Here is a 9246-nt window from a genome sequence, read left to right on the forward strand (position 1 = left end):
TTAGCTTGCGGAAACGGTCTGCGGTTCTTTCGGGAGCTGGACCCACTGGCGGACCTGGCGTTCCATCACGAACGACAGGAAGGGCACGGTGCCAGCGATCGCGATCAGCAGGATGCGAGTGACCGTCCACTGCTGGCGCCGGGCGAGATCAGCCGTCGCGATGAGATAGAGCACATAGAGCCAGCCGTGCGCCGGAGCGACGATGGCCACGCCCAAGTCGTTGTGGGCCAAGTATTTCATCGGCATGGCGACGAGGGTGAGAGCGAGCAGCATCACGCCGACGATCCAGGCGATCACGCGATAGCGGGTCAGTGCGCCAGACATCAACGCTCCTTAATTTCTGCGAGGTAACGGTTGTAGGCAGCCAGTTGTGGATCGTCATCGTCACCCGGCACGGCCTCCTGCCGGGTAATGATCGGCCCACGCTTCTGCGGCTTCTCCACCGGTAAGGGGTTGTCATCCCGGCGCAGCGTGTTGCGGATCTCCTTGACCCACAAGATGATCAAAAAGATCGCGAACAACGGCCACTGGAACATGTAGCCCCAGCTCAGCGTATTGCCCTCGGCAGCGCGACCCGCCTGCCACCAGCCGAGGACCAAACACACGGCGACGGCCAGCCACACGAACGCATGGCCTAGCAGCCAGCGAGGGGTGAGCAGTCGTCGCACCCGGGCTACTTTACGCCGTACTCCTTGAGCAGCCCGCGCGAGATGATGGTCTTCTGAATCTCAGACGTTCCCTCGCCGATGAGCAGGAATGGCGCTTCCCGCATGAGCCGCTCGATCTCGTACTCCTTGGAGAAGCCGTAACCGCCGTGAATGCGGAACGCCTCGGTGACGATCTCGTGGCAATACTCACTGGCGAGCAGCTTGGCCATGCCGGCTTCGACATCGTTGCGCTGGCCGGAGTCCTTGAGCCGGGCCGCGTTCACCATCAACGCGTGCGCGGCTTCGATCTTCGTACCCATCTCGGCGAGCTTGAACGCGATGGCCTGGTGCTGCGCGATGGCTTTGCCGAAGGTCCGGCGCTGCTGGGCGTAGGCGATGGCGAGCTCGAAGGCACGGATGGAGATGCCGCAGGCGCGGGCAGCCACGTTCACCCGGCCGACCTCGATGCCGTCCATCATCTGGTAGAAGCCACGGCCCGCTTGAGACGCTCCGCCTAGGACAGACGTCGCCGGAACGCGGTGGCCGTCGAGCACCATCTCGGTCGTCTCGACGCCCTTGTAGCCCATCTTCTCGATCTTCCCGGGGATGGTCAGGCCCGGTGCCGTCTCGCCGAAGCCCGGGTCCTTCTCCAGCAGGAAGGTGGTCATGTTGCCGTAGACCGATTCCGCGCCCTGATCGGTCTTCACGAGCGTTGCCACGACAGAGGAGTAGGCGCCGTTCGTCAGCCACATCTTCTGTCCATTGAGGACATAGTGATCGCCGTCCACGAGGGCACGGCTCTTGATCGCGGCAACGTCGGAACCGGTCTCCGGTTCGGACATGCTGAAGGCGCCTCGGACTTCACCGGTCGCCATCTTGGGCAGCAGGCGCTGCTTCTGCTCATCACTGCCGTGCTGGCTAATGAGGTAGGCCACGATGAAGTGCGTGTTCACGATGCCCGAAATGGACATCCAGCCGCGGGACAGTTCCTCGACCACGAGCGCGTACGTAAGCAGTGACTCACCGAGCCCGCCGAACTCCTCGGGGATGGTCAGGCCAAACAGCCCCATGTCCCGCATGCCCGCGATGATCTGCTCGGGGTATTCATCCGCATGCTCGAGATGCTGCGCACGTGGGATGATCTCTTTGTCCGCGAATTCCCGTACGGTCTCCAGGATGGCGACCTGCTCCTCCGATAGACCAGGGGTACGAGCGAGACGGGCCATTGAAGCCTCCAGAGCATCTAAACGAAAGTTCAGCTTGGTAATGAAATAGCACGCCGGATGTACGCATGGATCGACGCTGTGAAAAGGTTCACCGGACGAGCAACATCTTCAAGGAGCCCTCATGACCGACCCTTACGGCCAGCCGCAGCCGCCGCAGGATCCGTTCGCGACGCCGCCGCCCACTAACCCGTATGCGCAGACGCCACCGCCGGTTCCGCCCATGCCACCGGTTCCGCCGTCGCCGCCGGGACCTCCTGCTCCGCCGGTTCCCCCGTCCTACGGTCAGCCGCCCTCGTCTGGCGGGCCCTATGGCGCACCACAGTCGACCCCGCCTTACGGCGCACCACAGTCGGCTCCGCCTTACGGCCAGCAGCCAGCCGGTCCTTACGGACAGGCCTACGGTTACGCGACCGCCCCGCCACAGAACTCGATGGCACTCGTCGCGATGATCCTGGCGATCGTGGGCATCCCGTCGTTCATCACGGCACCGATCGGCGCGATCCTCGGGCACGTCGCGATGAAGCAGATCAAGGAAAGCGGCGAGTCCGGCGAGGGCATGGCCAAGGCCGGCATCATCGTCGGCTGGATCGCCACCGGGCTGTGGGTTCTGGGGTGCTGCGGCATCATCGGCCTCCCGATCATCTTCGCCGCGGCCGGCGCCTAAGAGCGCTTAAAGCCTGAGCACCTTAGCGGTGGCCTCCCACAACCGGGCGGCCGCCGCTTCGTTTTCCCCAGCCGTGGCCACGACCTTGCGCCGCACGTAGAACGCTCCGTTGGCCAGCGCCTCGGCCGGCTCGGTAGACAGCCATACCAGCTGGTCAGCTCCCTGTTGCGGGGTCGCGAGACCGGGCGAGAGGGTGTAGAAGACGCGTGCCAGCGGTGTGCCGAAGCGTGTGCGCACGACACCCGGGTGGAACGAGAAACTGAGCAGGTCAGGCCATCGCCGGCTGGATTCCGCCGCGAAGTAGATGTTGGCCTTTTTGGACGTTCCATAAGCGATCCACGCGCTGGCGAACCCGCGATCCGGCGGTGTGGGGTCAGCGCCGGTTTGTGAAGCCATCGACGACGTGTTGAGAATCCTTGCCCCGCTTGGCAATTGCGGCCGCAGGAGCTGGGTCAGCAGGAACGGGGCCAGATGGTTGATCTGCATCGTGGCGTTGAATCCATCGACCGTCGTGCCCCTCGTCACGAGCCCGGCGTTGTTGGCCAGGACATCGATGCGCTGACCCTCCAGCTCCGAGGCGAGCCGGCGCACCTGTGAGAGGTCGGTGAAGTCGGCTAGAAGGCGCGCATCACCTGGTACCCGCGAAAGACGGTCTTTGTCGCGGCCAACGACCGTGACTCGCCAGCCTCGCTCGACCATCTCCTTGGCGGCGGCGGCACCGATTCCAGAACTGGCTCCTGTGATGACTATGTGCTTAGGGGTGAGATCTTCCACAGTCCCGTTCTCCTTTTAATCAGCGTTAGGTTACCGTCGCGTAATGAGTCTCGGTCGTCCGCGCCGCTCCTGTTTGGCGGTCCCTGGCAGCAGTCTGAAGATGCTCGACAAGGCCCAAGGCCTGCCTGCTGACCAGGTGTTTCTTGATCTCGAAGATGCGGTGGCGCCGCTGGCTAAACCGGCCGCCCGCAAGAACATCGTCTCCGTACTCAACGAGGGCGATTGGGGCAGCAAAACGCGCGTGGTCCGGGTCAACGACCTGACCACCCCATGGACGTATACCGATGTCATCGAGATCGTTGAGGGCGCTGGCGCCAATCTCGACTGCATCATGTTGCCGAAGGTACAGACGCCTTCACATATCGAGTGGCTCGACCTCACCCTGACCCAGCTGGAAAAGACGCTGGGTCTGCCCATCGGCAAGATCGGCATCGAGGCGCAGATCGAGAACGCCAAGGGCCTGGTCAACGTCGACGCGATCGCGGCGGCGAGTCCTCGCGTGGAGACCATCATCTTCGGCCCGGCCGACTTCATGGCCTCCATCAACATGAAGTCGCTCGTCGTGGGCGCCTTGCACCCGGATTACCCGGGCGACCCGTTCCACTACATCCTGATGCGGATCCTGATGGCCGCTCGCATGCACGACAAGCAGGCCATTGACGGCCCGTTCCTGCAGATCAAGGATGTCGACGCGTTCCGTGAGGTCGCGAAAAGGTCTGCGGCCCTTGGCTTTGACGGCAAGTGGGTGCTGCACCCCGGCCAGCTCGACGCGGCCAACGAGATCTACTCACCGTCGCAATCGGACTATGACCACGCCGAGCTGATCCTCGACGCCTACGACTACTACACGTCGGAAGCGGGCGGAAAGCTCGGCGCGGTCATGCTTGGCGACGAAATGATCGACGAGGCGTCCCGCAAGATGGCGCTCGTGATCTCCGCTAAGGGCCGTGCCGCAGGCATGACCCGAAGCAGCACGTTTACCCCACCTTCAGCGTGAACTCCGCTGTCCGCACCTTGCCGGCGACCTGATAGTCGAAGAACATGCGATAGGTCCCGGGGCTGGGCGCGGACAGCCAGAACTTCACTGCCCCACCAACCAGTTGCGGCTCCGGGTGCACGTGAACGTAAGCCAGGTCGCCTTCCCGGAGCACGACCAGGTGACCAAACGAGCCGAGGTATGGCTCGAGTGGCGCACTGCCAGGCACCCGGAACAGCAGCGGTGAGGTCGCCCCAACCATAGGCGTGCCTTCATAAGTGACCGTCTGACCGTCCACTTGCGACTCACGTGCCGCGGCCGCGATCGCCTTGGGCTGATAGTCACCGGGAACCGGAAGGTCGTAGCCGAGCGTCAGCGCCGTCTGCGCGCCAGCGGGGCTCAGCACGGTGAAGTCAGCGAACGCCCGCCACATGCCGGGCTGGCTGATGCTCACGGGAACCGACCACGTGCCGTCGGCTGCCATGGTCGGGTGCACGTGCTGGTAACCCGAAAGATCACGCCGCACAACGATCAGATGCAGCTCTTTTTCGTGCACGACAGCGAATTTGGTCATGGGCTTGCCGTCAGGTCCTTTGATCACAAAGGACAGCTGCCCGGCATTGAAAGGCCCAGGAATCAGCGTGTACCCCGTAGAGCTGATCGAAAGGCCGCCAACGTCAGTGCCCGCGGCCGCGGCCGGGCCGGCGTGGTTGTGCCCGTCCCCGGTCGAAGGCACACCCGAAGGCGCTGGAGCGCCCGTCTGCGCGCCCGCGGTCGGGCTGACCGGGTTGATCAGTTTGGCCAGGGCGAAACCAGCGATGAGGGCAAGCACCAGCCCACCAATGAAGAACCCGAGCTTGACGCCCGGGTCCGGCGGAGGGGTAGTGGGCGTTGGCTCAGCCATCAATGCCCGCCAGCTCGTACCCAGCCTCGTCGACCGCGTGACGCACCTCGTCGATCGGCAACACGGAGTCGCTGGTGACGAGAGCTGTTCCCGCGGCTAGGTCAACGTCAACCGCCATGACGCCGGGCAGGGCCGAGATCTCCGTGGTCACCGCCTGAACGCAGTGTCCACAGGTCATTCCGGTGATGTGGTAGGTCGTTTGAGTCGACATCGCTCTTCCTTATGACCGCACGAGGCGGCTGATGGCCTCGGTAGCTTCTTTGATCTTCGCGCTAGGGTCACCCTCACGTGCCGCCTCGACGACGCAGTGACCGAGGTGCCCTTCGAGCAGGCCGACCGCGACCGCTTGCAGCCCGCGCGTCGCCGCTGAAATCTGCGTCAGCACGTCGATGCAGTAGGTGTCCTGCTCAACCATCCGCTGAATGCCCCGGATCTGACCCTCGATCCGGCGTAGCCGGGCCAGGAGGGCCGCCTTGTCCTCGGCAGAGCTGTAACTGACGTTCATAACTCGAACGATACCCCCCTAGGGTATTAACCGGCAACGGCCAGGCGGCGGGCTCGTTGTAACGGGCGTGCTGAAGTCCATTGCCGCGGTACTTCTTATGATCACGCCCACCCCGGCGCCGACTGCCCCACCCGGAACACCGGCCGAGCAGCTCGCCCAGAATATTGCCACCTACCAGCAGCTAGCCGAAGACCTCTCGGTCACGATTTCCCAAATCGAGGTGATCCAGCGGCAAATCGACGGGCTCTCGCAACTGCTTGCCGCCCAGCGAGCCAAGACCGGGCGGATAGCCGCGGCCGCCTATCAGCAGGAACGCAGCGGAACGCTTAACGCCGTGCTCACGGCACCCTCCAACGAAGTGGCACTGCAGCGCCTGCTGCTGCTCACTGGCGTCGCCTTGATCCACCAGGAAGAGATGGACCGGCTCGGCCAGGAGACAGCGCGCTACGAAGCGGTGCAGCGCACGCTCGAGGCTTTACGCCAACAGCAGCGCAGCCAGCAACAGGCACTGATCGCCCAACGGATCAAGATCGACCAGTTGCGTCAGCCCAGGCGCTAATAGATCGAGACGTGTACGTGGTTCGTGTGGTCCGGCGCTGGCGCGTCGCCACAGTTAGAACCCGCGCTGCTGTATGCCCGCCAGCCCGTAGCCGGGTGCCAGATCTGGCAGTACCAGACGACATACATCACGCCTAGCGCACTGCCGTTCTTGACGAAGAAGGCCGCCAGGTTATTGCCATAGGTTCGGTCCCCACCACTGGCACTGGAGTCGACGAACCCGGAGGAGTTGGCGGAGAAGTCACACGCCCGCCCCTTGGGATGCTCCCAGCGGTCGCCCGGCCGATAACACGAGACATAGCGAGTGAACTCGTTTCGCTGCGCTTCCCGCATCGCGTGCAGCGTGCGTGGCGTGATGCAGCCACCCGTGGTCGGGTCGTTAATGGAGCACCACTCTGACGGCCAGCTGCCATTCGGGTTGCGGGGAGCCGGGAACGCCGCCCGCGAGTTGGGGTCCAGCCAGCCTCTAGTCGCACCGCCGCCAACGGCCAGGAGGGCCTTCTCAGCCGCCTGCTTGCGCTTGGCCATCTCATCGGCCGCGGCCGCCTGTGCCGCGATCGACGCGTCGATCTGAGCCTTGGCTTCCTTCGCCCGGTTCTGCGCGTCCATCAGGTCGGCTAGCCGCACATTGTCACGCTGCGTAACACGGTTCATCGCCATCGCCCGGTCAAGGAAGTCGTCTTGCGTGCGAGCGCTCAGCATCATGCCGAGAACGCCGACCGGGCCTGTCTTGTAAACCTCGCCGGCGTAGCGGCCGACGCCGACCTTCATGCGGGCGTAATCAAGCTCCGCGATGGTCAGCTCCTGCTGATATTTCTCCTGGCCAGCTTTTGCCGTTTGGAGCGTCGCTTCGGCGTCAAGCCAGCCGATTGCCGCAGCCTCCAAATTGGACCGCAATGTGTCCAGCGTCTGGCCACCTCCCTCGTTGGGAGGTGTCGTTGGCTCAGCTGCTGCCGGGACGGCCCAGCTCAGGAGCAAGGCAGCTAAGGCGGCGATCATGCTCAGCCTGGCCAACCGCCTTCGGGTGGGGGGCACCGTTGGGGTCACGGTCGGTCACGATACCTGAAGGTTCACCGTCCCTCCAGTAAAGTCCTGCGAACCAGGTCAAACACCTCATCACTACGGCAAGCCAGTAAACCTTGCTTGGGCTGTGCCGGATCGTATTCAGATCCATCAAAGTGTTTCACCACGCCACCTGCTTCTCTGACGAGCAGAGCCCCCGGCGCGTGGTCCCACGGCAGGCTCTTCCAGAACAAAGTGAAGTCCTGTTTTCCGCGCACGACCTCTGGATATTCGCGGCCGGCGCAGTGCTGTCCCCGCGACCATGATTTCAGCTCGCTGGCCCGCGAAAGCACCTGCTCGCGCAGGGTTTCCGGGAGGTACTTGACGGACAGCGAACCGTGCAATTCGTCCAGCGTCGGCGGACTGCTGTCCATAGTGATGCGCGTCCCATCGATAAACGCGCCACTGCCCGCCTCAGCCGTGCACACCGTGCCCGGGACCGGCTCATAGATCACGCTCAGCACCGGCTCGCCTTTGCGCAGCAGAGCCACCATCATCGCGAACGGCTCTCGCCCGGCGGCGAAGTTCCCCGTGCCATCAATCGGGTCAATCACCCATACGGGACCGGGATCGCCGATCCTTTCGAGGACGAGGTGATCGGCAGCCACCGCCTCCTCGCCGACCACGAGCGAACCGTGGAGCAGCCCGGCCAGACGCGGCGTCAATGCCGCCTCCGCCTCTTGGTCCACAATGGTCACCAGATCGCCCGGGGATTTCTCCATCACATCGCCGACCGCCAAGTTCTGAAAACGCGGCAGCACTAGTTCCTGCGCGACCTCGCGCAACGCCGAGACGACCTCGTCAATCATGAAACGCCTCCGGCCAGTTTGGTCAAGATACGATCGCGTTCATGGTTGCACGGGGGGATATCAAGGGCAGATTCGGCACTTGGTACCGGGTGGTTCTCGGGATTTTGGTGTTGCTCGCGCTAGCGAAGCTTTTCTATGACGGCACCCAGCGCCCGACGTTCAGCGCGGTCAACTTTTTCAGCTACTTCACGAACCTCAGCAACATCCTCGGCGCGTTGCTGTTCATCTACTGTGGACTGCGCGGTGACATTGACTCCCTCGTCGTCGACCTGTTGCGCGGCGCCGCGACGGTATATCTGGCGACGACCGGAATCGTCTACAACCTGCTGCTGACCGGCGAAGCCGTTGGCGTGCTTAACCCTTATGCCAACGTGATGGTGCACGCCATCATGCCGCTGGCAGCCGTGGGCGACTGGCTCATGTTCCCGCCAAAGAACCAGATTCAGATCAAGCAAGCGTTGCTGTGGCTGATATTTCCGTTCCTCTACCTCACCTACAGCTTGATCCGGGGACCGATCACCGGGTTCTATCCCTATCCGTTCCTTAACCCCGAGACATCCGGTGGGTACGGTGCTGTCGCCGTCGTCTGTATAGGAATCGCGATCGCCTTGGTGTTGCTCGTTCTCGCCGTCGTGTGGACCGGGAACCGGCAGCGGAATGTCAGAGCCCGCTCGTAGCCTGAAGGGCATGGATGACACCAAGCCAGTGCTGATGACACTGGAACGAGAAGTGATCGACTCCGGCCGGTCGTTTCGGATCAGCGCCACCACCATGCCCGACGGGCACACCTCCATCCTGCTGCGCAGCGGCTCCCTCGATGACCCGGGCACACACGAGCTCAGTGGGGTTATCGCGCGAGAAGATCTGCCCATCCTGGCCCGCATCCTCAAGCCTGAGCTAGCCAGCATCGCGGCGTGGCAAGGGATTTCGCTCGACGAGCGGGCGCACACGATGGCGCAGCGACGCCGCGATCACCCCAAGGCCTACACGCTGTGGACCACCGCGGAGCAAGAGTCACTCATGGAGATGGCCGAAGCGGGCAAGACCATCGCTCAGATCGCTAAGGCGCTCGGCCGCAGCCCGAAGGCGATCGCCTTGCGGTTAGAGGAAACGAGCTAGTC

The 9246-nt window shown here is 63.5% G+C and carries 14 protein-coding genes; 5 read left to right on the forward strand and 9 right to left on the reverse strand.

Features of this window, described 5'->3' with window-relative positions; all coding sequences use genetic code 11:
* The 3 genes from A3E1_RS0137315 to A3E1_RS0137325 are packed head-to-tail and all read right to left on the reverse strand — an operon-like array spanning position 1 to position 1873.
* On the reverse strand, positions 1 to 324 hold the full coding sequence (locus A3E1_RS0137315; RefSeq protein ID WP_020525942.1) for a DUF3817 domain-containing protein: 324 nt from the start codon (positions 322 to 324) through the stop codon (positions 1 to 3).
* Positions 324 to 668, reverse strand: coding sequence for a hypothetical protein (locus A3E1_RS0137320; RefSeq protein WP_020525943.1), 345 nt, complete (start codon positions 666 to 668; stop codon positions 324 to 326). Before A3E1_RS0137320 ends, A3E1_RS0137315 begins: the two co-directional genes overlap by 1 nt.
* Positions 669 to 673: 5 nt before the next feature.
* Positions 674 to 1873 (reverse strand): acyl-CoA dehydrogenase family protein, encoded by a 1200-nt coding sequence (locus tag A3E1_RS0137325; protein ID WP_020525944.1) that lies wholly within the window; start codon positions 1871 to 1873, stop codon positions 674 to 676.
* A gap of 121 nt (positions 1874 to 1994) precedes the next feature.
* Here A3E1_RS0137325 and A3E1_RS45510 point away from each other — a divergent pair, with 121 nt between their 5' ends.
* The gene (locus A3E1_RS45510; RefSeq protein ID WP_020525945.1) at positions 1995 to 2537 is read left to right on the forward strand and encodes a DUF4190 domain-containing protein; all 543 of its coding nucleotides are present in this window, start codon (positions 1995 to 1997) and stop codon (positions 2535 to 2537) included.
* Between the two features lie 6 nt (positions 2538 to 2543).
* Here A3E1_RS45510 and A3E1_RS0137335 read toward each other — a convergent pair whose 3' ends face one another.
* Positions 2544 to 3311 (reverse strand): SDR family NAD(P)-dependent oxidoreductase, encoded by a 768-nt coding sequence (locus A3E1_RS0137335; protein WP_020525946.1) that lies wholly within the window; start codon positions 3309 to 3311, stop codon positions 2544 to 2546.
* A 43-nt stretch (positions 3312 to 3354) separates the two neighbouring features.
* Between A3E1_RS0137335 and A3E1_RS0137340 the strand changes: the two genes are divergently transcribed.
* Positions 3355 to 4308, forward strand: a complete 954-nt coding sequence (locus A3E1_RS0137340; protein WP_040393042.1) for an HpcH/HpaI aldolase/citrate lyase family protein — start codon at positions 3355 to 3357, stop codon at positions 4306 to 4308.
* On the opposite strand, the gene A3E1_RS0137345 is transcribed toward A3E1_RS0137340, so the two are convergent.
* The 3 genes from A3E1_RS0137345 to A3E1_RS0137355 are packed head-to-tail and all read right to left on the reverse strand — an operon-like array spanning position 4289 to position 5696.
* Positions 4289 to 5191, reverse strand: coding sequence for a hypothetical protein (locus A3E1_RS0137345; protein WP_020525948.1), 903 nt, complete (start codon positions 5189 to 5191; stop codon positions 4289 to 4291). The two genes, A3E1_RS0137340 and A3E1_RS0137345, sit on opposite strands and share 20 nt — an antisense overlap.
* Complete coding sequence (locus A3E1_RS0137350) at positions 5184 to 5402, reverse strand: heavy-metal-associated domain-containing protein (RefSeq protein WP_020525949.1); 219 nt, start codon at positions 5400 to 5402, stop codon at positions 5184 to 5186. The genes A3E1_RS0137345 and A3E1_RS0137350 overlap by 8 nt, the downstream gene beginning before the upstream one ends.
* Positions 5403 to 5411: 9 nt before the next feature.
* Positions 5412 to 5696: a metal-sensitive transcriptional regulator gene (locus A3E1_RS0137355; RefSeq protein ID WP_020525950.1), complete on the reverse strand. Its 285-nt coding sequence runs from the start codon at positions 5694 to 5696 to the stop codon at positions 5412 to 5414.
* Positions 5697 to 5793: 97 nt separating this feature from the next.
* Between A3E1_RS0137355 and A3E1_RS0137360 the strand changes: the two genes are divergently transcribed.
* Positions 5794 to 6255 (forward strand): hypothetical protein, encoded by a 462-nt coding sequence (locus A3E1_RS0137360; RefSeq protein WP_020525951.1) that lies wholly within the window; start codon positions 5794 to 5796, stop codon positions 6253 to 6255.
* On the opposite strand, the gene A3E1_RS0137365 is transcribed toward A3E1_RS0137360, so the two are convergent.
* A complete protein-coding gene (locus A3E1_RS0137365) occupies positions 6252 to 7301 on the reverse strand; it encodes a coiled-coil domain-containing protein (RefSeq protein ID WP_245571555.1) in 1050 nt (349 codons plus the stop codon). The two genes, A3E1_RS0137360 and A3E1_RS0137365, sit on opposite strands and share 4 nt — an antisense overlap.
* 23 nt (positions 7302 to 7324) lie before the next feature.
* Positions 7325 to 8125: an inositol monophosphatase family protein gene (locus tag A3E1_RS0137370; protein WP_020525953.1), complete on the reverse strand. Its 801-nt coding sequence runs from the start codon at positions 8123 to 8125 to the stop codon at positions 7325 to 7327.
* A 41-nt stretch (positions 8126 to 8166) separates the two neighbouring features.
* Between A3E1_RS0137370 and A3E1_RS0137375 the strand changes: the two genes are divergently transcribed.
* Positions 8167 to 8802 carry a Pr6Pr family membrane protein gene (locus A3E1_RS0137375; protein ID WP_051105262.1) on the forward strand — a complete coding sequence of 212 codons (636 nt, stop codon included), beginning with the start codon at positions 8167 to 8169 and terminating at the stop codon, positions 8800 to 8802.
* Between the two features lie 10 nt (positions 8803 to 8812).
* The gene (locus tag A3E1_RS0137380; RefSeq protein ID WP_020525955.1) at positions 8813 to 9244 is read left to right on the forward strand and encodes a hypothetical protein; all 432 of its coding nucleotides are present in this window, start codon (positions 8813 to 8815) and stop codon (positions 9242 to 9244) included.
* Positions 9245 to 9246 lie beyond the last annotated feature (2 nt).

Origin of the sequence: Catelliglobosispora koreensis DSM 44566 (assembly GCF_000379685.1) — a bacterium.
Classification (GTDB): Bacteria; Actinomycetota; Actinomycetes; order Mycobacteriales; family Micromonosporaceae; genus Catelliglobosispora; species Catelliglobosispora koreensis.

What these genes read in the sequence shown, in the direction of transcription:
- A3E1_RS0137315 (WP_020525942.1), bottom strand. Translation starts at nt 324, where the DNA reads ATGTCTGGCGCACTGACCCGCTATCGCGTGATCGCCTGGATCGTCGGC.
- A3E1_RS0137325 (WP_020525944.1), bottom strand. Translation starts at nt 1,873, where the DNA reads ATGGCCCGTCTCGCTCGTACCCCTGGTCTATCGGAGGAGCAGGTCGCC.
- A3E1_RS45510 (WP_020525945.1), top strand. Translation starts at nt 1,995, where the DNA reads ATGACCGACCCTTACGGCCAGCCGCAGCCGCCGCAGGATCCGTTCGCG.
- A3E1_RS0137340 (WP_040393042.1), top strand. Translation starts at nt 3,355, where the DNA reads ATGAGTCTCGGTCGTCCGCGCCGCTCCTGTTTGGCGGTCCCTGGCAGC.
- A3E1_RS0137345 (WP_020525948.1), bottom strand. Translation starts at nt 5,191, where the DNA reads ATGGCTGAGCCAACGCCCACTACCCCTCCGCCGGACCCGGGCGTCAAG.
- A3E1_RS0137350 (WP_020525949.1), bottom strand. Translation starts at nt 5,402, where the DNA reads ATGTCGACTCAAACGACCTACCACATCACCGGAATGACCTGTGGACAC.
- A3E1_RS0137355 (WP_020525950.1), bottom strand. Translation starts at nt 5,696, where the DNA reads ATGAACGTCAGTTACAGCTCTGCCGAGGACAAGGCGGCCCTCCTGGCC.
- A3E1_RS0137360 (WP_020525951.1), top strand. Translation starts at nt 5,794, where the DNA reads ATGATCACGCCCACCCCGGCGCCGACTGCCCCACCCGGAACACCGGCC.
- A3E1_RS0137370 (WP_020525953.1), bottom strand. Translation starts at nt 8,125, where the DNA reads ATGATTGACGAGGTCGTCTCGGCGTTGCGCGAGGTCGCGCAGGAACTA.
- A3E1_RS0137375 (WP_051105262.1), top strand. Translation starts at nt 8,167, where the DNA reads ATGGTTGCACGGGGGGATATCAAGGGCAGATTCGGCACTTGGTACCGG.
- A3E1_RS0137380 (WP_020525955.1), top strand. Translation starts at nt 8,813, where the DNA reads ATGGATGACACCAAGCCAGTGCTGATGACACTGGAACGAGAAGTGATC.